The organism is Thermoanaerobacterium butyriciformans, from assembly GCF_017874545.1.
Classification (GTDB): Bacteria; Bacillota; Thermoanaerobacteria; order Thermoanaerobacterales; family Thermoanaerobacteraceae; genus Thermoanaerobacterium; species Thermoanaerobacterium butyriciformans.
In genome coordinates this window covers 1-23,590 of the sequence record NZ_JAGGLT010000027.1, presented here as the reverse complement: position 1 = coordinate 23,590, position 23,590 = coordinate 1, and the positions used below count along the sequence as shown (strand labels likewise).

General features: G+C 32.9%; 23 protein-coding genes. 7 read left to right on the top strand and 16 right to left on the bottom strand.

All coding sequences use genetic code 11. From position 1 onward, the window contains the following. Window positions 1-56: 56 nt before the first annotated feature. From J2Z80_RS11275 to J2Z80_RS11265, 3 genes are all read left to right on the top strand, one after another. Window positions 57-629 (top strand): hypothetical protein, encoded by a 573-nt coding sequence (locus J2Z80_RS11275; RefSeq protein WP_209454477.1) that lies wholly within the window; start codon window positions 57-59, stop codon window positions 627-629. A 252-nt stretch (window positions 630-881) separates the two neighbouring features. Then, window positions 882-1,067 carry a hypothetical protein gene (locus J2Z80_RS11270; RefSeq protein WP_209454476.1) on the top strand — a complete coding sequence of 62 codons (186 nt, stop codon included), beginning with the start codon at window positions 882-884 and terminating at the stop codon, window positions 1,065-1,067. 50 nt (window positions 1,068-1,117) lie between these two features. Then, entirely contained in the window at window positions 1,118-1,315 is a 198-nt protein-coding gene (locus J2Z80_RS11265; protein ID WP_209454475.1) for a hypothetical protein, read from the top strand. On the opposite strand, the gene galU is transcribed toward J2Z80_RS11265, so the two are convergent. The 6 genes from galU to J2Z80_RS11235 form a co-directional block, all read right to left on the bottom strand. Beyond that, on the bottom strand, window positions 1,301-2,215 hold the full coding sequence (gene galU / locus J2Z80_RS11260) for a UTP--glucose-1-phosphate uridylyltransferase GalU (RefSeq protein WP_209454474.1): 915 nt from the start codon (window positions 2,213-2,215) through the stop codon (window positions 1,301-1,303). The two genes, J2Z80_RS11265 and galU, sit on opposite strands and share 15 nt — an antisense overlap. Before the next feature lie 54 nt (window positions 2,216-2,269). Then, entirely contained in the window at window positions 2,270-3,046 is a 777-nt protein-coding gene (locus tag J2Z80_RS11255) for a tyrosine-protein phosphatase (RefSeq protein ID WP_209454473.1), read from the bottom strand. Beyond that, the gene (locus J2Z80_RS11250; RefSeq protein WP_209454472.1) at window positions 3,046-3,768 is read right to left on the bottom strand and encodes a CpsD/CapB family tyrosine-protein kinase; all 723 of its coding nucleotides are present in this window, start codon (window positions 3,766-3,768) and stop codon (window positions 3,046-3,048) included. Before J2Z80_RS11250 ends, J2Z80_RS11255 begins: the two co-directional genes overlap by 1 nt. Window positions 3,769-3,781: 13 nt before the next feature. Beyond that, the gene (locus J2Z80_RS11245) at window positions 3,782-4,465 is read right to left on the bottom strand and encodes a YveK family protein (RefSeq protein ID WP_209454471.1); all 684 of its coding nucleotides are present in this window, start codon (window positions 4,463-4,465) and stop codon (window positions 3,782-3,784) included. Window positions 4,466-4,546: 81 nt separating this feature from the next. Further along, window positions 4,547-5,110: an antiterminator LoaP gene (loaP, locus tag J2Z80_RS11240; protein ID WP_209454470.1), complete on the bottom strand. Its 564-nt coding sequence runs from the start codon at window positions 5,108-5,110 to the stop codon at window positions 4,547-4,549. 156 nt (window positions 5,111-5,266) lie between these two features. Continuing rightward, entirely contained in the window at window positions 5,267-6,637 is a 1,371-nt protein-coding gene (locus J2Z80_RS11235; protein WP_209454469.1) for a phosphomannomutase/phosphoglucomutase, read from the bottom strand. Window positions 6,638-6,888: 251 nt separating this feature from the next. Here J2Z80_RS11235 and J2Z80_RS11230 point away from each other — a divergent pair, with 251 nt between their 5' ends. Further along, window positions 6,889-7,716 (top strand): Rpn family recombination-promoting nuclease/putative transposase, encoded by an 828-nt coding sequence (locus J2Z80_RS11230; protein WP_209454468.1) that lies wholly within the window; start codon window positions 6,889-6,891, stop codon window positions 7,714-7,716. A 62-nt stretch (window positions 7,717-7,778) separates the two neighbouring features. Here the strand turns inward: J2Z80_RS11230 and J2Z80_RS11225 are convergent, their stop codons facing one another. The 8 genes from J2Z80_RS11225 to J2Z80_RS11190 form a co-directional block, all read right to left on the bottom strand. After that, the gene (locus J2Z80_RS11225; RefSeq protein WP_209454467.1) at window positions 7,779-9,065 is read right to left on the bottom strand and encodes a TIGR02679 family protein; all 1,287 of its coding nucleotides are present in this window, start codon (window positions 9,063-9,065) and stop codon (window positions 7,779-7,781) included. Then, window positions 9,066-13,238, bottom strand: coding sequence for a TIGR02680 family protein (locus J2Z80_RS11220; protein WP_209454466.1), 4,173 nt, complete (start codon window positions 13,236-13,238; stop codon window positions 9,066-9,068). Continuing rightward, the gene (locus tag J2Z80_RS11215; protein WP_209454465.1) at window positions 13,231-14,367 is read right to left on the bottom strand and encodes a TIGR02678 family protein; all 1,137 of its coding nucleotides are present in this window, start codon (window positions 14,365-14,367) and stop codon (window positions 13,231-13,233) included. Before J2Z80_RS11215 ends, J2Z80_RS11220 begins: the two co-directional genes overlap by 8 nt. 17 nt (window positions 14,368-14,384) lie before the next feature. Further along, window positions 14,385-15,869, bottom strand: coding sequence for a TIGR02677 family protein (locus J2Z80_RS11210; protein ID WP_209454464.1), 1,485 nt, complete (start codon window positions 15,867-15,869; stop codon window positions 14,385-14,387). Between the two features lie 12 nt (window positions 15,870-15,881). Further along, a complete protein-coding gene (locus J2Z80_RS11205; RefSeq protein ID WP_209454463.1) occupies window positions 15,882-16,232 on the bottom strand; it encodes a phenylpyruvate tautomerase MIF-related protein in 351 nt (116 codons plus the stop codon). 135 nt (window positions 16,233-16,367) lie between these two features. After that, window positions 16,368-19,619: an FtsX-like permease family protein gene (locus J2Z80_RS11200; RefSeq protein WP_209454462.1), complete on the bottom strand. Its 3,252-nt coding sequence runs from the start codon at window positions 19,617-19,619 to the stop codon at window positions 16,368-16,370. Further along, window positions 19,620-20,339, bottom strand: coding sequence for an ABC transporter ATP-binding protein (locus J2Z80_RS11195; RefSeq protein ID WP_284697880.1), 720 nt, complete (start codon window positions 20,337-20,339; stop codon window positions 19,620-19,622). It lies immediately after the preceding gene. Window positions 20,340-20,475: 136 nt separating this feature from the next. Beyond that, complete coding sequence (locus J2Z80_RS11190) at window positions 20,476-21,078, bottom strand: TetR/AcrR family transcriptional regulator (protein ID WP_209454461.1); 603 nt, start codon at window positions 21,076-21,078, stop codon at window positions 20,476-20,478. 209 nt (window positions 21,079-21,287) lie between these two features. Between J2Z80_RS11190 and J2Z80_RS11185 the strand changes: the two genes are divergently transcribed. Then, entirely contained in the window at window positions 21,288-21,533 is a 246-nt protein-coding gene (locus J2Z80_RS11185; RefSeq protein ID WP_045410794.1) for a DUF6364 family protein, read from the top strand. Then, window positions 21,523-21,705 (top strand): hypothetical protein, encoded by a 183-nt coding sequence (locus J2Z80_RS15400; RefSeq protein WP_432422723.1) that lies wholly within the window; start codon window positions 21,523-21,525, stop codon window positions 21,703-21,705. The genes J2Z80_RS11185 and J2Z80_RS15400 overlap by 11 nt, the downstream gene beginning before the upstream one ends. A 112-nt stretch (window positions 21,706-21,817) precedes the next feature. On the opposite strand, the gene J2Z80_RS15395 is transcribed toward J2Z80_RS15400, so the two are convergent. Both J2Z80_RS15395 and J2Z80_RS11175 read right to left on the bottom strand, forming a co-directional pair. Then, the gene (locus tag J2Z80_RS15395) at window positions 21,818-21,994 is read right to left on the bottom strand and encodes a hypothetical protein (protein ID WP_432422722.1); all 177 of its coding nucleotides are present in this window, start codon (window positions 21,992-21,994) and stop codon (window positions 21,818-21,820) included. Window positions 21,995-22,062: 68 nt separating this feature from the next. After that, window positions 22,063-22,266, bottom strand: a complete 204-nt coding sequence (locus J2Z80_RS11175) for a hypothetical protein (protein ID WP_013297499.1) — start codon at window positions 22,264-22,266, stop codon at window positions 22,063-22,065. Window positions 22,267-22,711: 445 nt separating this feature from the next. Here J2Z80_RS11175 and J2Z80_RS11170 point away from each other — a divergent pair, with 445 nt between their 5' ends. Then, window positions 22,712-23,479: an SDR family NAD(P)-dependent oxidoreductase gene (locus tag J2Z80_RS11170; protein WP_209454460.1), complete on the top strand. Its 768-nt coding sequence runs from the start codon at window positions 22,712-22,714 to the stop codon at window positions 23,477-23,479. The last annotated feature ends 111 nt before the right edge of the window (window positions 23,480-23,590 follow it).

The following is a 23,590-nucleotide window of genomic DNA, read 5'->3' as shown; positions in this document are numbered from 1 at the left end:
ATAAAGTGGGGAAGATAAATCTCTTCCCCTCTACATTTATTATTGCGAGGTAGAGTATGAAAAAAGCAATAATTATTATATCAATATCAATATTGATCATATCAGGTTTAACATATGTGGGAATTAACTACGCATTTAACAAAATTTCATCAAATTTACTGTCAAACATGGTATTGAAAAATAGCACTGAAAATTCTTTAAATGACAATCAACATGAGACTAAAAACATCAACAGTGATAAAATAAACAGTGACAATCAAAAAAACGATGAAAATACAAAAAATGAAGACAACAATCCTTTGGGCAATAAAAACAGCAGTTCTTCAACTAAAAGCTCAAACAATAATAGCAATAAAACACAGGCATCAACTAATTCCACTGTGACAAAAGACACTATTAAACAAATTGAAAATTCAGTTTCTTTTTCTGATAAGGCCGAAATTGTAAAAATGATAACATCAAAACTCAGTGCTAGTGATATTCAATATTTAATGTCACTTTCAAAAGGTGGTTTAACACCTGAAGAAAAAGAAAAGGCCAAAAACATCGCCTATTCAAAATTTTCTCCTGCTGAAATCGAAAGAATCAAAGAATTATATCACAAATACTATTTAGCAGGAAATAAGTAGCTATTTTATTATCTGTAATACCATATTATTCTGCATAATTTTATATGTGCATGATAAGAGTAAAAAAATACATTTTTTACTCTTATTTTTATTTTTATTTTATTAATAACATTCATCCCAAAAAATGTTATTCCCTATAAAGTGGAAAATCAAAAATTTAAAAACTTTTAATCATTTTTAATATTTATTTAATGAATGAGTAAACATTAAAATGTATAATATTGTTAAATATAAGCAAGGAAGGAAAATCAATTGAAAAAATTGTTAATGATATTTTTAGCATTAACACTGCTTTTAAGCAGTTGTCAACTTGATAATAAGAATAGTCTAAACATAACAAGTAAAATTACTGCTAAACATGCCACAAGTAGCGAAAAGCCGGATTTAAACATCGAAAAAAATAAAAATACAGTATCTGTAGAAAAATGGAAACTGTAATATATAAAACATCTGATGGAGGAAAAACGTGGTCAAAAATTTTATTACCAGTGCCGAAAAGTTACAAAAAATACTACGTCATGTCTGCAAATGTCCCTGTCCTCGTAGGTGGCAAAAATTACACATTTACTGTAGAGTATAGGGAGCTTATTAACAATAAAACCGTAAACCATGTAATAACGTATAAGTCAAATGATGGCAGAAATAAATGGGAAATATCCTTAGACCAAATCTTATTTTACATCTAAACCAGAAATCGCAACATCTTCCAAAGCATCACAGCTAGCTAAATTTAGAGTTTTTAAGTATTTTATAAAGTCATCTTTTAAGTCGTCTCTTTTCAAAGCATATTCAACAGTTGCTTTAAGATACCCTAATTTATCTCCTACATCATACCTCTTTCCTTCAAAATTATATGCATATATTGCTTCATAGTTTAATAAGACTTTAAGTGCATCAGTAAGCTGTATTTCTCCACCTGCTCCAGGCCTTAAGTCTTTTAGTATATCAAATATCTTTGGTGATATTATATACCTTCCAAGTATGGCCATGTTTGACGGTGCTTCTTCTTTTTTTGGCTTCTCTACTAGGTTGTTTACTCTATACAGCCTGTCATCAATCATGTTGGCATCTACTATGCCGTATTTGTCTACTTCACTTTTTGGCACTTCTTGTACGCCTATTATAGAGCAGTTGTATCTTTCGTACTGTTCTATCATCTGCTTCAATACGGGTACTTCTGCATCAACTATATCGTCCCCTAAAAGAACTGCAAATGGCTCATCTCCTACAAATGTATGTGCACAATAAATGGCATGGCCAAGTCCTTTCGGCTCTTTTTGCCTTATATAATGTATATCCACCATATTTGTTATATCTTCAACAAGATTTAAAAGATTTTCTTTTCCTTTTTTCTTTAATTCTAACTCTAATTCTACAGATTTGTCGAAATGGTCCTCTATGGCTCTTTTGTTTCTTCCTGTTATTATGAGTATATCTTCTATGCCAGAGTTTACAGCTTCTTCTACTATATATTGTATAGTGGGCTTATCAACTATTGGTAGCATTTCTTTTGGCTGTGCTTTTGTTGCAGGCAAAAACCTAGTTCCAAGTCCTGCCGCTGGAATTATCGCTTTTCTTATTTTCATATGTATTCCTCCATTATTTCATGGCGTTTGTAATCATGATTTATTTAGCATATTTTAAGCTTTAAACAGTTTATAAAATATGCCTTTTTTCTTTAAAACAGGTTCGCGAACATCTATTTCAAGTCCATTTATCACTTTGTATCCATTTTCAACAATATAATCAATAACTTCATGATCAATTCCGCTATCTTTCAATATTAATAGCGAATCAGCAATATGCGGAGATCGCCCTTTCGCAGTATGAGCGTCCGATGCTATTAAATGCACCATATTTAATCTGGTTAGCTGAACAGCCTTCTTCGCAATCTTGCTTCCAAAAAGTCCAGTTACGCTGGTGGAATTAACCTGCATTAATGCTCCCTTTTTAATGAGCTTATGCACTAAATCAAAATTATCGTCGACGTATTTATATCTTTCTATATGTGCAATTATAGGCGTAACGCCCATTAATTTAAATTCAAATATCACGTCTTCTACATAGCTGGGAAATTCCACCATCGGAAGTTCTACCAATATATATTTACCATCATTGTTAATAGACATAATGCTACCCTCTTTGTATTTTGATGGCAACATATGGGAAATATATGCCTCACAGCCCAGCAATATTTTTATATCAATACCATTTTCCAAAAAATAATTGTTTAATAAGTCACATTTATTTTTTATAAAGTCTTTACTTATTTCATTTTCGTATTCTATATAATGTGGAGTTGCTACTATCGTTTTGATACCATCTTTTTGGGCTATTTGTGCCATTTCTAAAGATGTATCAATGTCGGCTGCTCCGTCGTCAACTCCCGGTAGTATATGGCAATGAATGTCAACCATTATTTTTTCCTTCTTTTCCTTTTATGTTTGCTTCCGTCATCATTATAATAATAGTAATAATAATAGCCACTTCTTTGTTCTTTTACTTTATTTAAAACAGCTCCAAGAATATTAGCTTTCACATTTGTAAGAATTTCTTTTGCTCTTTTGGTTGCTTCAATTTCTGTCTTATTTGCTTGAATAACTAAAATAACCCCATCCACTACTGGCGCAAGTACCGTAGGGTCTGTTACCAATAAAACAGGTGGTGCATCAAGCAAAACATAATCATAATTCTCTTTAAGCTTATCTAAAAAAATTTTCATTCTGTTTGAACCAATTAGCTCAGACGGATTAGGCGGTATTGGGCCAGACGTTATTATACCCAAATTATCAAACTCTTTATCTGATATAACATACTTTTCATACCTATCATCTTCCACAATTATATTCGTTAATCCACTCATATTTGGTATTTTAAACATTTGATGTACAGTAGGATTTCTTAAATCGCAATCAACAACAATCACTTTAACGCCAGTCATAGCTAATGCATATGCTAGATTTTTTAGAATCGTGCTTTTCCCTTCATTTGGCAACGAACTTGTTATCAAAATGCTTTTTACTTTTTTATCAACACTTGTAAACTGTAGATTTGTCCTCAATGAACGAAAAGCTTCTGAAACTGTCGTCTTTGAGTTAACAACATTGTTCTTGTATACATTATTATCTGCATCAATCAATTGTATAGCCCCCTCAGTCTTTAAGTTCAGGAATTACACCTAATACAGGCAAATCAAGATATTTTTTTACATCATCAACACTTTTGTATGTCTTGTCAAAATACTCAAGTAGAAATATTATAAATATGCTTACCATAATGCCCAGTATTGCAGCAATACTCATATTAAGAGTTGGCTTTGGACTTATCTTTGTTGTAGGAGGTATAGCCTCATCAATCACACTTACATTGTCAACTTTCATTATTTTTACTATATTATCGACGAATGAATTTGCAACTGCATTAGCTATATCTGCTGCAGTCTTTGGGTCATTATCTTTTACACTTATGTTTATTACTTCTGTGTCTCCCTCTTCTGCCACATCTATATTTTTCTTCAATTGTTCTGTCGTCATATTTAAATTCAACTTATTTATAGCTTCCTGTAGTACCGATCTGCTTGTTGCAATTTCCGCATATGTTGCTGCTAGAAGTCTGTTGGTCTGAATATCCTGAAACTGAATTTGTCCATTGCTATACTGTGCTGTTTGGGATTTGCTTACAATTAGCGATGTACTAGCCTGATATGTCGGCTTTATTACATAAAAAGACAAAACTCCACTAATCACAACCGCTATTATCGTTATAACTAGTATAAGCCATAATTTCTTCCTTAAAATTGCCAAAATCTCCCTTAAATCTATTTCTTCCTCACTCATAGTCTATTTCTCCCCTTTGCTATTAATTTATCTTTTCAATTTAAAAACAACCCCATAAAAATTTATAAACTGATTACGATTCTACGACACTTCAGATAACTTATTAAATTCACCATCGTCTATTTTTTCTACAATATGTATACCTAAATCCACTAGATTAGCATTGCCAGATACATTTAGCCTTACTTTTACCCTTCCTTTCCGCCTGTCAATTTTTTCAATGAGGCCTTCAAAGCCTTTAAGCGGTCCATCGATTATCTTAACTTTCCCCCCTATCTTGATTCCTGTTGAAAATCCAACGATGTCAGAATCACCTATAAGTGAAAGTATAATTCTTATTTCGTCATCTCTAACCTCCGCAGGTTCTATATCATCTTTTAAGAATTTCAAAAAATGAGGTAACTTTGAAATCTCATAATATATTTCAAAGCACATATTAGTTTTAATAAAGACATATCCAGGAAATAAAAACTTGATCTTCTCTACTCGCTTTCCACCCTTCCTTTCAATTATCGCTCTTTTAGGTATCAATACTCTAATAGATTTCTTATTGAGCTTATTAAATAATAATTCGATCAACCTTTTTACCTTTAATTCCTCCCCCGTTCTTGTGTATATGACGTACCATTTTTCACCATCTTCCACATATGCTGCCTCCTTTTTTATGCATTTCTAGAATGTATTCGACATTATCTGCTGAAATTCCTTCTTTAGTGACCGTTTACAACAATTTTTTTAGAAACTTTCCCATTGTAAAAGGGACAGGTATCTCATTAAAAGCACTGTCCCTTCCATTTATATCTACTTAAGCTCAACACCGTATTTCTTCAATACCTCTGCAAGTTCACCTTTTATTTCACTTAACCTTTCCTCTGTATCAGCTTCGCACCTTACAATCAGTTCAGGTCCTGTATTTGAAGCTCTGACAAGTCCCCATCCACCGTCAAACATAACTCTTGCACCGTCGATATCTATTAAATCATATCCCTTTTCTCTGAAATACTCTGTCACGCCCTTTACAACATCAAATTTCTTTTCATCATCGCAGTGCAATCTCAATTCCGGCGTTGACGGATATTTTGGAACATCAGAAAGAAGCTCCGATAATGTCTTATCCGTATTGGAAAGTATTCTTAAAAGCCTTGCTGCAGCATATGCCGCATCATCATAGCCGTAATACTCGTCTGCAAAGAACATGTGGCCTGACATCTCACCTGTAAAGACAGCATTGATTTCTTTCATTTTAGCTTTTATGAGGCTGTGGCCAGTCTTATAGAAGATTGGATTACCACCAAGTTTCTTTATCTCTTCAGGTAATGCTTTTGAACATTTTACTTCAACTATGGCATCTGCACCAGGATGCTTTTTCATGATTTCTCTCCAGTAAAGCACCATCAGCATATCGCCCCATATTATATTGCCTTTTTCGTCAACGACGCCAATCCTATCTCCATCGCCGTCAAAAGCTATGCCAACGTCTGCACCAAGTCTTTTAACCTCTTTTATCAGATCTTTCAAATTGTCTGCATTGACTGGGTCAGGAAAATGGTTTGGAAATGTTGGATCTGATTCGCAGTACAGAGGGTATACTTCGCACCCCAGGCCGTATATAATATCAGGATATATATTTGAGCATGTACCGTTTCCGCAGTCTACAACAACTTTAAGCTTTCTATTGCCAAGTTTTACTTTGTCCTGTATCATCTTAATATAGCTTTGTATGGGATATGCGTATTTCAAAGAACCTGTCCCTGTCTTGAAATCGCCTTTTTCCGCAATATGATATAGTTTCTTAAGCTCATCGCCGTAAATAGTTGATGGTCCAAATGCAACTTTAAATCCGTTAAACTGCGGTGGATTGTGGCTTGCTGTTATCATAAGCCCTGCATCGTAATTAAATAGTATACGTGAATAATAAAAAGCAGGCGTCGATAGAACACCGATATCCAGCACATTACAGCCAGTAGAGACAAGTCCATTGATTACTGCATTCCTTATAGGCTTTGATGATATCCTGTTGTCCCTGCCTACAATTACGTCTTTTATGCCTTTTTCATTTTGAATATATGTACCGAAGGCTTTACCAATAAGCTCTGCTGTTTCTTCGGTAAGGTCATCATTCCATACACCACGTATATCGTACATCCTAAACATGTTTTGATTTAGAGCCATAAAACTCCCTCCTTTAAAATTAGCGTTTCATATAATATTATATACTAAAATATTACATTCACAAGTCGCATCATTAAAATTTTATCAAATTAACCTTGAATTATCTATAAATTTTGTTCATTATTATCAAAAAGCCCGTAATTAATGCTATAACTGTGATATTATATTTCATTGTCATTTCTTAACCATGTCTTTTTATAAAACTATATGATATAATATTTATAATAAAAAGAGAAACGGAAGGAAGAAATATGAGCCAAAAATACGATATAACGATGAAAAATATTTTTTCTGATATGGCTGATGACATAATGAGCTATTTTCTCGGATTGCAATATACAAAAATCGATGAACTTAATATAGAATTTGCAAGAGTTGAACGGAGAGACAGCGACATGATATTCAAATGTACTACAGACAAAGGAAATGTAGCTGTGCATATAGAGTTTCAATCAGATAATGACGAAAAAATGCCTTATAGGATGCTTCGATATTCGCTTGAGATAATGGAAAAGCACAATCTCTTACCGTATCAGATAGTCGTTTATATAGGAAAAAACAATGTGAAAATGGCAAATAGCTTAAGTTACGACTTTGGAGAACAAAACACATTAGACTATAGATATAAGATCATAAACGTTGGTGAAATAAAATATACTGATGTCGTAGAAACAGATTATTATGACTTATATTCACTTCTTCCATTGATGGACCAAAATAGAAGGAAAGAAGAAGGGGAAAAATATCTGGAAAGATGTCTTGAAGCCATAAAAGACATTCCTTTGGACATAAACAAAAAGAAGGACATAGCATTTAAGGCAGAGATATTATCAGGTATAGTTTTTAAAAGAGAAATTATTGAGAAAGTTTTTTCGGAGGTGGTAAGAATGTTTAGAATTGAAGAATCTGAGACGTATAAAATGATAATTGAAAAAGGTATTGAAAAAGGTATTGAAAGAGGCGCAAAAGAAGAAAAAATTGCAATAGCAAAAAAATTATTAGAAGAAGGTATGGACATTGATAAAATAGCCAAGATTACAGAATTAGCAAAAGAAGAAATAAAAAAATTGATAAATTAAAAATAAGTAATGAGCATAGCAATCCATAAAATTAAATGTTATGCTCATTTTTTATTATACACTTAAAATAATGAATTTATAGACAATACATCTTTAATAATATCATCAAGAATAAGCTCTTGATATCCAGCTTTTTTCAATAATCTCATTTTGTCTGCTAAAGGCTTTAATTGAGCCGTATCGATTTTATCTAGCATTTTAAGCCTTGATTCCGTCAATGTCTTATCTGACAAGGCTTTTATGTAGTCCTCAACATCATACCTCCAAAAATGAAATCTGTCAGGATATCTCTTGAAAAGTCTATGCGCTATTTGTATTCCTTCAGGGTCAAAATCACCTGAATAATATATGTCTGTACCATTTTTATATAGCATATCTAAGAGGACAAGCAGTGATAATCTGGGCTGGCCATATGCGCAGACAAGTGGAACAGGTTTCTTTATAAAGTCACATACGGACAAAAAAACACCTGGATTTTCTAACACAAATACTTTTTTTGAGGGACTCTCAACCCTGTCCATCTCACTAAGATTGTAAAGCGGTACTTGCAAAACTTCATTGCACTCATACGCTGCTTTAAATACCTTGTTACACTCGTCTGTACTATAAGCCAAAAGCCCTTTAAGCGTCACAAAATTCGATATCTCATCAATCACGATGCCAGCTCTATAAAAAAGCTCAGCAACTTCCTCGGAATTTTTTATATCAGTAACTCCAAAAATCGTAGCCAATGCATTTATGAGCATTTTACCGCAGTCAGTGTTTACATCAAATCCATGCGGATCTCTAGTGATATACGATGAAAAGACCGGCAACCTTAGCTTCTTTCCTTCATAAACTGGAAGTCTATTCAATGCATCACAAACGTATTTTATATCTCTGCTTAACAAAGTGCGATCACTATCATATCTTTGGTTTATCGTTCTTGCTCCTACAGCCTTATTTTCATAAACAGATTTCAACCATTGCCAACACTTTGACCCCTCATAATCAGACAAAAATCTATTAAAGAACTTTTCTTTTTCATTTGCATACTGGTACATATCATCTTTTTTGCTGGTCAGCTTTTCATCAAAATATGATTCTAATATATCAATCAAGCTGTACTCTTCAAATCTCGTATTTAAAAATGTCTCTGCAAATTTATTGACCTCGATATTTACCGATTTTCGCTTGCTAAAGTCTTTTTTAAAATGACTAGACAAAATTTCTTTTTCCGAATCCGTCAAATCATCGAGTTTGATTACACCGCCTATCCTTCCTATGCTTTTATACTTATCCCTAATAGCTTTAAATATCCTTTTATACCCTTTGTTTCTTTTAAAGAAATCTATGTCTTCAGCTTTCATCTACTCACCTACTCTTGTAAATGCAACCTCATCATATGAAAAATCATCTGCTTCTTCAACATTTTCTTCAATTCCAGTAACTAAATGCCTAATCTTTCCATCCCACTTATACTTTATCAAAGACACATAACTTGCATTTTTAGGTCTTATAAGCTCGTATATAGATAGCTCTGGCACCGTATCATAATCTCCCCACAGAACTTGAGAGTTCATGATGAAATTTAATCCTAAGTCTTCTATAAGCTTAAACATATCCCTTATGTTGTTGTCGTCCACTCCCGCAAAAGCTTCATCAAGTGATATAATCTTTGGAGCTTGTGATGACGCTGATTGATACATTGAGTACACGGCTGAGAAAAGAGGTATGTACATAGCCATGGCTTTCTCTCCGCCGCTAAACTTGTAAAAGGCATTATTTGTAAGTTCTTTGCGATTTTCCCCTTCTTTTTTGAAATACAGCTTAAACTCAAACCAGTCTCTATAGTCGAGAATGCTCTTCATTATTTGGTGGAATGTATCACTGCTGCTGTTTTCTTCATATATTTTCTTTGCACTTTCAACCTTTGATCTAAAGTGATTAACTACTAAATTAAAATCTTCTTCTTTCATCATATCTGCATCAAGCTTCAAAAGTTCCACAAGCTCCCTCGTATTAAGTTCTTGCTCATTTGTAGCAGCTTTTGGCTTCCATTCTAATTGAAACTTAAGACCGCTTGAAGTATCACGTTGAGACATTAAGTTATTCATCTTTTTAACCCATTCTTCTGCTTTAAAGATTCTGCTTCTAATCTTGCGTCCTACATTGTGCATGATTATGTCCTCAAAAAGCTGCCTATCTTTTTCCTTCATAAGGTTTTCGTTTATCTTTATATCTTCATCGATCATGTTGTACAGCCCATAAAGAGATATCTTTTTGTCATTTACTTTTGCTGTTATCTGATATCTTCTTAAATCTTTATATATTTCCTGATAATTATCAATACCAACATCACTTTGTTCATTTTCTACTACATCTAATGAAAGACCAAATTCCACAAGTTCATTTATACAAACGTAAAATGCATTTCTAAGCTTTTCTGTTGCACTATCTTTATCAAACTTTGCAAACATCTCTTTGTACTGTGATTGAATGGTCTTCGCTGCTTTATACATATCATCTAGATTTGTAAACTCATCAATAAATCCCAGCGCTATTTCACCTTTTAATCCTTTATCGTATATGTTTAGAATATCCTGGTTTTTTCTTAGTTCTTCTCTCAATCTTTCATATTCTTTTTCTTGCAGGACTACTCTCTCTTTAAGAGCAGCATTTTTAGCAGTTAAATCATTTATTTCCTTTGGTATATCGTCAATCCTCTTCATGCACTGTGAAAGTTCATTTTGAAGGTCCTCTATACCAAGTTTTTCAATGGTTTCTTTTAATACATTGATCTTTTCTACGCTGTTTTTTATCTTCGTATCTAATACATCAATCTCAAACTTGTAATTATCAATGTCATACTCGATATCCTGTTTCTGCATTTTTCTAGTCTCTATGCTTCTTAAAACAGTAATATAGCTATTGTAATTTATCTGTAATTTCTGTAGAAGATTTTTGTACTCATCTAATTCGCCTAAAGCATCTTCGTAAGATTTCACATCTACATGTATGCCAATTCCCGATGTCAATTTCCTTACAACTGCTCTCTTTTCTTGAAGCACATCAAAAAACTTTTTAGCAGTAAGTATTGCATCGTTCAACTTAATCTCAGTAAATTTTTGATTCGATTGTGCTTCTTTCAATTCTCTTAGCGCTTCTTCCAAATCATCTTTTTTTGGAAAATTTTTATATTCAATATCTAGGTCACTTAATTGGGACTTTATCGACAATTGTCTATCGTTTAGTTCTCTTATTTCATCTTTTATGGCGCTTATTTCCTTGGCTATTGATGATATCATTTCATCTCTAAAGCGCCTTCTCGATTCAAAACCTATATATCTTGACTTTAAATTTCCTGCTGCTTTCCCCTTTAAAATCCCTATTCCATACGTACCATCATCATTTATATATGTTGCATTTTCTTCCTCATAGATAAATACGTTGCTTAAGGCATCTGAAATTTCATCTAAGCTGACACCGCTATTTGAATCGACAACATTAAAATACTGCAATACATTAAGCTTCATGTTAAAAGTCCCCGGAGCAATATACTTGTCTGCCATGCCCTTATCCATTTTCATTGCTCTGTCTAAATCACTTCTTGAAACAATAAGTGCGTCCAAGATTCCCATATCTATAAGAGCTGATTCGATATTCCCCTTTGTATCATCATCTATATCATTTTTAAAATCAATCGCTTTATAAAAGGGTACATATGCTATTCCTGCTTTATCCAGTCTTTTTCTGTTTTCTAAAACTTCTGTATTGCGCTCTGGCTCAGGATCCTCCATCTCTTTCCATTTTCTTAGTTCCTCTTCTTTTTCATCAAGCTGGGAATTTTTTAAGTCCAACTCATTTTCGACTTTAAGCATATCCATCTGTAGTCTTCCCCTGATATCATCGTATGGCTTCCTTATAGATGATATCAGATCTTCGTAGACGCTTGTCTCACCATATGACAGTACAAGCCTAGCAAGTTTTTCAATGTCCTCTCTATTAAGCTTCAAAAGTTTATTCGTATCTGACCAATCATAAATTTTATCGATAAACCTGTTCTTTTCTTCATCAAATAAAATCTCAATTTCATTGACTTTTCGCTTTAAATCCTCATTTGCCTTTCTCAATCTATCTTCTTCTAACAATGCATCATTGTACCTTTGATTTGCCTCTGCCTCCTCATTTATGGCATCTAATGCCTTTCTCACTTTTCCTGTATACTCTTTTAGTGAGTTGTTCCAAAAGTCAAAGTCAAAATCTTTGCCATACGACTTCTTCAATTCTTCTTCTGAGAAACTGTGCTCATCAAAATTAACTTCTTCAGATATGGATGCCATACATTCAAGATTGTCCTTTATATTTTTATCAATTGAATATTCTCTGTTTTCAAGATTCTTTAATTCTTTTTCTATTTCAAAATATCTCTCTTGTTTCTTTTTAAGCTGAATCTCTTTTAAATCCTTGTCTTTTCTATATTGTTTTAAAATATTTTCTTCTTCAACAAGTTCTCTTTGTGTATTAAAAGCATCATTTTTCCTTAATTGAAATTCTTTATTTTTCAATGCCTGAAGCTCGCTTGCAAGTTCCGATATTTTACCTTCTCCTTGTAAAACATCCTGATTATTTTTTTCGATGCTTTGCTTTATTTCCTCGCTTTGTTTTTGCACTTTAGAAAGCTCATTTTTCTGCATCAAAAGTTTCTCTGCTTTATAATAAAGCATAAACTTATTATACCTGTCGTATTCATTTTTCAGCTTTTTTAAAGATTTCATGTTTTTATTCAGCGAGTCCAGATGCAGCTTTATCTGATCCATATTTTCTATCGTTTCAGACATAGGTCTTAAATCATCATCTGTCAAAGGTGAAAGAGACGCATTCAATATGTCGTAAATATGCGTTGGTCTTAGATCATTAGAAAGCTTTGGACTTCTAAGCTGTATTAAAAGCTTTATAAGTTCATCATAATCATCAATGCTTGAAAAGCCAAATATATTTTTATTTACTAATTCCATGTATTCTCTTTGTGTGTCAACTACTTCTCCTCCACTTCCAATGCAATTTTTAAGCTCTTTTTTGGATAGAGGTATTTTGACTCTTTTCCCATCCATTCCTGTCTCTAACTTGTAAAGCAATATGTCAATGCCTATACGCCGTCCATCTTTAATAATAAATCCCCAAAAATCCATACTTTGATGTCTTTTTGCTTTAAGGCCTATGCCTATAGAGATATAATTATCCTTATTTTCCCTCTTAAATTCCATATAAAGATAGCCAGTTCTCTCGTCAATTCCATTTACATCTTCTTCACCTAGGAGATAGTCTTCAAGCCTTCTAGCCCTTGAACCAAATGAATCCAATCTTTCAGGGCTTTTATTGCCATCTAAAAGAAGAGGTATGAAGCTCTGCATAGTTACAGATTTTCCTGAACCATTGGAACCTCTTAGAAGAAGCCTTCCTCCAGAAAACTCAAATACTTCATCATCATAATACCAAAAGTTAAGAAGACCAGCTCTATTAATTATCCATCTATCATCCATTTTGAATTGCTCCTTTAAAATCACTTCGATATTCGCCAATAAACTTTCCTAAGATCGGCATCAAAGTATATGAGTGTGTATCATCATTGTATATCGCCATTTTCCAGCTTTTCATAAATTCTGTAATCTCACTAAATAATTTATCATCATTCATATCAGCGTATATCTTGCTCCATCCGCTTTTAAACCTATTCTTCACATCAGATATGATATTCATAAATTGTCCTTCTGTAATTTCAATGGTGTCATCTACTCCTATATTTAAATTGCCTGAATCTATCATCTCTCTTAAAACATAGGCGATTTGAAGCACTATATCAGATATATTTTTATTGTCTGGGAAATAAGATGTTGCAAACTTATTTTCATTGAAAATTATATATGCAGATGTTTTATGAATGTGCAGCTTCGCATCGAGATAATCGTCAAAATCTTTTTCTATCGTATTTCTATAATTTTTTATGTAGATAAAATCTTGGTCGTCAGGTCCTTCATAGTAAACGGCTGGTGATAAAAGAAGTTTTCTGTAAACCCTATGCCTTCTCTCAAGAACCTTGTTGTCTTCATACCTGTCGTCCTTCATAAAATCTTTCATCGTCATTTCTTCGCCTATTTCGCTGTTCATAATTCTCATAAAATACCTAGAAAGTCCTGTATTTTCATATAAAACCTCTATATCACGATTATCAGTAAATCTTTCCTGCTCTCCATCATCGACTTTTATCATTTCCATTTTTTCTGCAAAATTAAGTACTCTTACAAGGGACTTTCTATGCTTAAAAAGGGTCCAGTCAACGCTTTCTATGCCATCATACTGCATCTCGATATACTCAGTTATATTTGATAGTATAAATTGATCACCTATGCCCATATCCTCTAAAAATGCAAGGAGAAGGCATAAAAACGCATAGTCCATAGGACTTTGAAATTCTTCGATCCCCATCCACTCTTCAGCATCGCTCGGTATCTTCTCCAACTTTATAAGAAGCGGATTCACAATAAGCCGATATCCTAACTTATCTTCTACAAATAATCTTAATTTCTTTTCATTGTCACGTATTCTATTAAAAATTTCTGTATCATCTTTTGTAACCCAAAAGTTCTCTAAAAGTATTTTAAGTTCCTCCAACTAAAAACACCACCGTATCAATCTAAAAACTCTATCGTTATATCAGGCATTTCAAGGACACCATCTGTGCAATTTAAAGTTATCGTCTTGTTCCTTGAAATGCTGACTTTGTATGTCCTGCCATCTTCTGATTTAGCTATATTTTTAGGCTGATTTAAGGATTTGCTTATCCAATTTAAAAGGGTTGTCCTTATAAAAGGCTTAATTATTGGTAACTCTTTTAAAACTATCTTTCCGTCAATAATATACTTTGATATTTCCTCAATCTCACTGTGTCTTTCTTCAAGGTACTGCCTTAAGCACATCTCTTTTTCTTCTACCCTATCTATTATAGCATTTGTCTTTGTGGATTGTGTATAACTTCTCGTCTTAGGCCTTATCAAGAATTTACATGGCACATCATCCCATACGCTTTCATTTATGCTTTCAGTCCTTTTGTCAAAATCGCCGTACAAATGTCGCGTGTGAAAAACTCCAAATACGGCTGATGAAAGCTTATGTGCATATCCTATATCATCGGTATTTGCAAATATCTTTGAAAGCTTTATATATTCACTTTTCCTGCTGGCAGTCCTTAACCTGTTTTCAGAAATTCTAGCTGCATACATTGTAATCTTTCTTATTATCTCATTTGATATCTCAAGAAGCCTATATGCCTCACTATCTTCATCGCCATTTCCTCTAAACCAAAATACTATGTTCTCCCACTTGCTTAATATATTTTCTTTGACGTCATTAATATCAAAGTCTTTATCCAACCTCGGTATATTCTCCTCATAAAGCAGCAATTTTTCTACGATACTATCTAATGACTTTTTATCAATCTTATTTAAAAGCGATACAATAACCTGAGAGAATCTCTGTAGATCCTTTATATATCCTCTTAAATACTCAGTAAGTTTGTCTTTGTATATTAAGAAAGCATCAGTCTTCATGAGTTCATCTGCATTTGAACTTTGCAAACTAGCAATGTAGTCTATAGCATTGTGATAAATATTTTCAAAATCAGAAGTAAAATCTTTCCACCAGCGGTACACAGCTTCTAAGTCATCGCTTTTAGATATATCATCAATTTTCTTTAAGTTTTCATACAATCTCTGAAATAAAGATGGATCTAGGGAACCACCATAGCCTTTTATTTTTTCTAGATTAATTGTCATCCTTTCTATCTCTATCGAATACTCGCTAAGCATATATCTAAATTTCTTATTTTTAAATTCTTCTGCAGATTGAGCTCTTCCAGTGTCCTGCTCAGCTATTAAGTTTTTCCACTCTGTCAGAGACTTTAAATCCTGCTCACACTTTTCCATCGTATAATCGTAAAACAAATCAAAACCTTTTACATAATTATATACATCCTCTTTAGATAACCAGTATCTAAGCTGCTCATAGTTCTGGTAAAAATATCGCATGATGAGGCGATACCTTGATGCATTTTCAGCAGTAAGATATCTTGCCTCATCAATAGGCTTTATAACATTAAAATTTATTTTATCAGACATAATTTTTCACCTTTAAAATGTGCTGCCATTGTATCCCCAATTTTCACCAGTAAATTCTTGAATGACTATGTATACATTGTCCTTAGGATATTTTAAATTATTTTCAAAAATATCGCAGATTTTCGCTGAAATTTTTTCCTTTTGTTCCTTAGTCAGTTTCCCTATTAACTGTATCTCAACGATTGCCCCTTTATCTAAAGGTTCTCCGTGAAAGTATATGTCGTCACCTTCTGCAAATCTCACCATAAGCCAATTTTCACTTTTACCAGCCACATCCATCATCATAGATGCAAATTCTGTCTTTATAGCATTTTTTACGTTGTCACTTAATTTTTCCTTTGTTATTGAATTGATTATCGGCATATAACCCACTCCTTTGATTATAAAGATTTAATAACTTATTAACATTATAAATTAATGTGCAGAATTCATCAATAAAAATAGAAAATATTGTGCTATCATTGAAATCTTCATTAAATGATAGCACAATACTATTCATTAATCAATCTCTGGACTTTTTAATGACTGCACCATATCGACTTTCTTAAGCTGGAAGTGCACTACAATGCTTACAAGGATAGAAAATCCCATTGTGATAAGTGCAGAATACAAAAAGCTCATCGGTTCAATATTGCGTCCAAACATGAGAATCTCTACTTCTACCGTCGTCATAAGATACCTGTGCAGGAAAATTCCCATCACAAATCCTAATAAAATTCCGATGACAGTAAGTATGAAATTTTCTCTCATTACATACATAGAAACTTCATCATCGTAAAATCCCAGCACTTTCATCGTAGCAAGTTCTCTTATTCTCTCTGTTATATTTATATTAGTCAGATTATAAAGGACCACAAAAGCAAGTGTTCCTGCAGATACAATCAAGACTAATACGACTGACAACAAATTGTTTACGACGTCTTGAAGTGTCTTTTTAACAGATGATATAAAATTAATGGTCATTACTGCTTTTGATTTCAATATTCTTTGAGACAGCTTATCTTCTATTGAATTTGAACTGCTAGTAATCTTCGACAATATCTCATTTGAAGCTATTTTTTTATCAAATAGCTTTTCGTACAAAGAAGAACTCATATAAATATAATGCTGCAAATAATTTTCTGCTATGCCAATAACTTTTGCTTTTGCTTTCCTGCCATCACCGATGTTTAAGTAGATATAATCGCCACTCCTCACTCCAAGCATATTTGCAAGCTTTTCAGTTACGACAACTCCTTCGTCTGTCAATGGTATTTTATCACCAGTAGTTCTGCTTCTTAAGACTATAAAATCTTTAAATTTTTCCTTATCGCCAGTGACAACTAGAAATGCGCTTTTTTTAATTTTACCTTTTGTAACATCTACGCTGGATTGATTAACCATGATGCTTTCCTTTATATCTTTGTCATTATTAATAGCTACAGAAAGCTCTTTTATGTCATTTGAAGAAGCATCACTCTTAAAGGTCGTAACCATCTGATATTTAAAAATATCATTAAATTGTTTATCTACAATGATATTTATGGAATCTCTAATTCCAAAACCAGTAAGCAGCAGTGCCGTACAGCCGCCTATGCCAATTACAGTCATGAAAAATCTTTTCTTATACCTAAATATGTTTCTAGCAGTTACCTTCTGCATAAAATCAAGTCGTGACCAAATAAAATTTATTTTTTCCAGCAAAACTCTCTTCCCTGCCATAGGTGATTTCAGTCTCATTAAAGATGCAGGAGTCTCTCTTAAGTCGCTAAGGCACACCAAAACAGTTACGGCTGTAGTAGATATCAATGCAGCAACAATTCCCACAACGGCATAATAGATATTAAATTCTGTTATAACCGAAGGCAGTGTGTACATCATGCTGTATGCATTAAATATTATTCTTGGCAGTATATTAAAGCCTAAGATAAGTCCTGCAAGACCACCTAAGATTGTTGCAACTGATGAATATATTAAAAATTTCAACATTATGGCAAACTTGCCGTATCCTAATGCTTTCAATATGCCCATCTGCGTACGCTGCTCTTCTACCATCCTAGTCATGGATGTTAAGCTTACCAGTGCTGCAACAAGGAAGAATATGGTCGGAAATACATTTCCCAGCGCCTTTATCCTATCTGCTTCCTCTCCATACTCTACATAGCCTATATTTGATTTCCTATCTAAAACATACCAGCTAGGCTTTTTTAAGTCATTAAGTTTCTTTTCAGAAAATGCTATTTTTTCTTTAGCATCACTTATCTGCTTGTCAAACTCTGCTTTGTTTTCCTGATACTTTTTCTCATTATCAGTCAATTCTTTTAAAGCATTATTTAATTGTTCTCTTGCACTGTCAAGCTGTCTTTGACCATCAATCTTAGCTTTATTAAGTGCAGCTTCTTGTTTCGCTATATTATCCTTTGACACAGCTAATTGCGCTTTGGCACTTTCAAGCTGAGACCTTTTCTCATTTAACTGCGCCAAGTTTAAGTCTAATGCCTGTTTGTTTGCATTAAGTGTATCTATTTGTTTAGATACACTGGCGATTTGTGCATTTAATTCATCTATCTTTGGTTTTAACTGATCTTTCAAAGATGGGTTATTGTTTATCTCTGAATTCAATTGATTTAGCGAACTATTAAGTTCGTCGTATGTCGAACTTAATTTTTTCATGTTTTCATCGTAATTTAATTCTTTTTCTTTTGCCTGTATCTCAGCTTCTGCATTATTTAAATCTATTTCATTCTGTAATATACTCGCCTGTGTCTCTGCAATCTGCCTTTTTCCATCATCAATTTTTTTCTGATTTAAAGCCATCTGCTCATTAAAACTGGCTTGTTTTTTATCTAATTGTATCTTTGAATTTGAAAGCATAACACTTGTTTCATCCAGCTTTGCTTTAGCATCAGCCAATTCTTTATTATATTTAGCTTCTTTGTCTTCAAGCTCTTTCTTAGCATCGTCTATTTCCTTCTGGGCTTTATTTTTAATTTCTTCATATCTAATTTTGCTTCTTGTTTCTCCTAATTTTGTTAAATCATCTTTTACGGGACGAATAAAATTGTAGTATTCATCTGAAAAAGTAGAAAATTTCTTTGCGCCATCTACTAGCACATCTATCTCTGTATATGCATCCATTGAAAAATCAGATTGAGGTACCATCATAAAAGCCTGTATCTGCCCATTTCCGACATTGCTGGAACCTCTGTCTCTTGAGATGTAATAAGGCGTTTCAGCAACTCCAACTATTTTAAATTTTTTGCTTTTTATATTGTCTTTATTTTGAGAATCCAAATTTATAGTTACAGTATCACCTATAGAAAAGCCAAGATCTTTTAGAAATTTCGTCTCTACAACACATTCAGAATTGTTTTCAGGAAATCTGCCTTTAAGAAGCTTAGGTTTATTTACATAATTTTTATCATTCTTTATTTTTGAAGGATCTATACTTATGACTTTGATGACAAAGCCCTTATTATTTTTATCTACAACCGCATCAACCGTATAAAAAGGATTGACAGCCGCAACACCTTTTACCTTGCTTATGCTCTCTGCATCGCCTTTTGTCAGCCCCATTGTTGAGAAAACTTGCACATCAAAAAGATTGTAGTCATCAGCGTATTTGTCAGCAGTTAGTTTCATATCTCGGCTTGCTGCTTTTATTCCACCGAAAACTCCAACACCCATCAAAACAATAAAGAACAAAGATAAAAATCTCTTTTTTGTATTGGCAATTTCTTTAAATATATCTTTTAATAGAGATTTTCCCATTTACCATTCTATCCTTTCTATAGGGACTGGAGAATCGTTGACAACTATATTTTCAACACTGCCATTTTTAAGGCTTATAACCTTATCTGCCATCGGAGTTATAGCCTTATTATGGGTTATTATTATGACTGTCATTCCTAATCTCCTGCACGTCTCGTGCAGCAACTTTAAAATTGCCCTTCCAGTCTTATAATCTAGAGCCCCTGTTGGTTCATCACATAATAACAATTTAGGATTCTTTGCCAGTGCTCTGGCTATAGCAACCCTTTGCTGTTCTCCACCAGATAGCTGTGATGGAAAATTATTCAGTCTTTCAGAAAGTCCTACATCTCTAAGAACTTCTACAGGATCCATTGGATTATCGCAGATGTCCGTTGCCAGCTCTACATTCTCTAAAGCAGTAAGATTGGGGACCAAATTATAAAATTGAAACACAAACCCAATATCCTTCCTGCGGTAAGTCGTCAACTGTCGCTGATTGTATTTGCTTATGTCATTTCCATCTACAATTATTTGTCCTTCATCACATGTATCCATTCCACCAAGCATATTAAGAATCGTCGTCTTACCAGCACCGCTTTCACCTACTATAACTGTAAATTCCCCTTTATCTATATTGAAGCTTACACCTGAAACTGCAGTAATTATAATTTCACCCATCTTATATCTTTTAGAAATATTCTTTACTTCTACAAAGCTTCCCATCTTATCTATCTCCATTTACAATTATAATTAAACAATTGTTTTAAATATTTGTTTTAAGTTTAGCATATTAAAATTAATGAGTCAACATAATCGCAATAACAATCTTTTAATTATCTTATGCTAAAAGACAAAAAAAAACACAAAAGTTTATTTATGTTAAAATACTGTCTATAAAAAGCTTTATGTACTGCTTCAGTTCATCCGTGTTTTCTATATTCAAAACGCTTTTTTTATCTCCGTATATTTTTACAACGACATGGTTTATAACTGTACCTAAAATACCAGAAAAAAGTTGTAGATATTTAAAATTTAAGATTCTATTATCTTCTATTTTTGTTATCTCCTTTATTATATCCTCTATTATTTCACGTATTTCATCATTAAAATATATCTTTTTTATCATTACCGGATTATAGCTTTTATCATCATTTGTCAGTTTTACTATGATTGCAATCAATGCAGGGTATTTATACATGTACTCTATTAAATTTAAGGCCCATTTAAAAAGTTTGTCTTTAGATTTTAAATTGTCATCCCTTAAAATATCATATCCAGACTTTAAGAGTTTCTCGGCATAGTAATTTTCCACTTCCTTTAGCAAATTATTTTTATTGCCGAAATAGTAGTTTATGGATGCTACATTCACACCTGCCTTTTCGGTAATTTCCCTAATAGTAGCCTCGCCTTTCATGCCAACTATATCAATCGTCGCATTAAGTATTTTTTCTTTTGTCTCTAATTGTTCGCTATTCATAATATTCACTCTTTCTTTAAAATCTAAAATTATAATATCATACCGAAATGCGGCATTCAATAATTCATAAAATACAATAATATCTGAATAATTTTAAAAACTATTGCGAAATGACATAAATCTAAGTATTTTTAAATAACCATTGATAAATGAATGCATTAATATACACGTAAATATGTGCTATACTAAATTACGTGGAGGTGATATCATTGAACAAGACACAAAACATTACATTATCATTACCTAAAGATTTATTACAGAAGATAAAGCATATAGCTATAAATAAACAAACATCTGTATCTGGTCTTCTAACTAAGACATTAGAAGAAATAGTTAAAAAAGAGGATTTGTATGAAAAAGCAAGATTGCACCATATTGACATATTAGAAAATAACATTGATTTAGGCACAGAAGGTAAAACAACATGGAATAGAGAGGATTTATATGAAAGATAATATTGGTTTGCAATTTGTTGATACGAATATTTTGGTCTGTTCCCACGACATATCTGCCGGCAGAAAACATGAAATTGCTAAAAAATTATTAAAAGATTTGTGGAATACGAGAAATGGCTGTCTGGGCACTCAAGTTTTATCAGAGTTTTATGTAACTATTACAAAAAAGTAAAAAGACCATTATCTCCTTCGCAAGCGTCACAAATTATCTCAGATCTTGGACTTTGAAAACTAGATACATCGAATGTCGAGGATATACTTGATGCGATCCAAATAAGTCAGCGTTATATGATTTCATTTTGGAATTCTCTTATAGTCTGCAGTGCTATAAATCTTGATTGCAGTATAATATGGATCGAAAATTTAAATTCTGGGCAGTATTTTGATAAAGTAAAAGTTGTAAATCCATTTTTGTAATATGGACTTACAACTATATAGCCTGCAGCAGGCTTTAAGGCCAAATTGTCCCATGCGATAAGCCAATATACACGCTAGTCTCCCAAAAGTTAATAACTGATATGTAAAAAATTTATTTAAAAATACTTTTCAAGAGCTTAAACAAACTTATGCTAGTTCTATTATATATCCGATTATATGCTGCTTTTTTAGGATTTGTCAACCATCCATATCCTCTTGGAGCCTTTATGCCAAGATTATGCCTTATAAATCTTTTTACACTTGTCCTTGCTGCAATGCTCTTTTTAAGGCTTGGTTTTCTAATACCGTACTTCATTGGCAATTCCTCCTAACCCACAATCTAAATTATTTACTATCAATGTACACAGTCGAAATGCATCCTTATACTTATATTAATATTATAACATATGCAATGGTCAAATTAAGTCATCACCTAAAGTCTATCTTGTAAAGTACAACTTACCATTCATCCAATCTATCAAGCATCAATAATGATAAGTTACAAGGCATCTTTTAAAATGCCACATAACTTATCATTACATTAATCAAAGTGTATATTGCTTAAGCGGCTGACCTGAAAATTTACATCATCTGAAAATTCAACTCTTCCAGATAGTCTAATCCACACATTATTGCTGTCACGCCATATCGACGCAAGGTATCGATTATCTTTACCATAACACTAAACATCTATTGACAAATTAGAAAAAATTGTATAGTATTGATTTTGCAAATTAATTTTAAAAGGAGAGAATTTACTAATGACTTTTCAAGATAAAGTTGTATTGATTACAGGAGCTGCTGGTGGAATAGGCAAAGAAACCGCTAAATCATTTGCTGCAGAGGGAGCTAAATTAGCTTTAGTTGATTTAAACATGGATGCCCTTGAAAAAGCAGCACAAGATCTGAATTTACAAAAAGAAAATTACCTTCTAATATGTGCAGATGTAAGCAAAGAAGAGCAAGTTCAACAATATGTAAAAAAAGCAAAAGATCATTTTGGAAAGATTGATGTGTTTTTTAACAATGCAGGTGTAGAAGGAAAAGTTGCGCCAATAACAGATTACCCATCGGATTCACTTGATTTAATCATTGATGTAAACATAAAAGGCGTCTTTTACGGATTAAAGTACGTATTGCGTGTCATGAAAGAGCAAGGATTCGGTTCAATTATAAATACGTCTTCTATTGCAGGTTTAAAAGGTATGCCTAATACAAGTGCTTATAATGCATCAAAAGCTGCCGTCATAGCTCTCACAAAAACAGCTGCAATAGAATATGCAGGTCTTGGAATACGCGTCAATGCTGTATGCCCTGCATTAGTTAATACACGCATGATGAGATCTTTAGAAAAAGAATTTAATCCAGAAGATTCGCAAGCTGCTAAAGAATTTTTAACTAAATCAGTTCCTCTAGGTCGCTATAGTGAGCCTAAAGATGTATCTGAAGCAGTACTATTTTTAGCTTCAGAAAAAGCTTCTTTCATCACAGGAATTGCTTTAGAAGTAGTAGGCGGAATGACTGCATAAATAATACTCAAAAATTCAAAATAAACATCATGCTTTGACAGCATCACGATAAACGAAAACTATCACGATAGACAGTAGGAATCGTGGTATAATTAGAGTGTACGGCACAGA

Bases quoted from the DNA above. Each gene is read 5' to 3' on its own strand.
- J2Z80_RS11275 (WP_209454477.1), top strand. From the start codon at position 57: ATGAAAAAAGCAATAATTATTATATCAATATCAATATTGATCATATCA.
- galU (WP_209454474.1), bottom strand. From the start codon at position 2,215: ATGAAAATAAGAAAAGCGATAATTCCAGCGGCAGGACTTGGAACTAGG.
- J2Z80_RS11255 (WP_209454473.1), bottom strand. From the start codon at position 3,046: ATGGTTGACATTCATTGCCATATACTACCGGGAGTTGACGACGGAGCA.
- J2Z80_RS11245 (WP_209454471.1), bottom strand. From the start codon at position 4,465: ATGAGTGAGGAAGAAATAGATTTAAGGGAGATTTTGGCAATTTTAAGG.
- J2Z80_RS11235 (WP_209454469.1), bottom strand. From the start codon at position 6,637: ATGGCTCTAAATCAAAACATGTTTAGGATGTACGATATACGTGGTGTA.
- J2Z80_RS11230 (WP_209454468.1), top strand. From the start codon at position 6,889: ATGAGCCAAAAATACGATATAACGATGAAAAATATTTTTTCTGATATG.
- J2Z80_RS11225 (WP_209454467.1), bottom strand. From the start codon at position 9,065: ATGAAAGCTGAAGACATAGATTTCTTTAAAAGAAACAAAGGGTATAAA.
- J2Z80_RS11220 (WP_209454466.1), bottom strand. From the start codon at position 13,238: ATGGATGATAGATGGATAATTAATAGAGCTGGTCTTCTTAACTTTTGG.
- J2Z80_RS11210 (WP_209454464.1), bottom strand. From the start codon at position 15,869: ATGTCTGATAAAATAAATTTTAATGTTATAAAGCCTATTGATGAGGCA.
- J2Z80_RS11205 (WP_209454463.1), bottom strand. From the start codon at position 16,232: ATGCCGATAATCAATTCAATAACAAAGGAAAAATTAAGTGACAACGTA.
- J2Z80_RS11200 (WP_209454462.1), bottom strand. From the start codon at position 19,619: ATGGGAAAATCTCTATTAAAAGATATATTTAAAGAAATTGCCAATACA.
- J2Z80_RS11195 (WP_284697880.1), bottom strand. From the start codon at position 20,339: ATGGAGATAGATAAGATGGGAAGCTTTGTAGAAGTAAAGAATATTTCT.
- J2Z80_RS11190 (WP_209454461.1), bottom strand. From the start codon at position 21,078: ATGAATAGCGAACAATTAGAGACAAAAGAAAAAATACTTAATGCGACG.
- J2Z80_RS15400 (WP_432422723.1), top strand. From the start codon at position 21,523: ATGAAAGATAATATTGGTTTGCAATTTGTTGATACGAATATTTTGGTC.
- J2Z80_RS11175 (WP_013297499.1), bottom strand. From the start codon at position 22,266: ATGAAGTACGGTATTAGAAAACCAAGCCTTAAAAAGAGCATTGCAGCA.
- J2Z80_RS11170 (WP_209454460.1), top strand. From the start codon at position 22,712: ATGACTTTTCAAGATAAAGTTGTATTGATTACAGGAGCTGCTGGTGGA.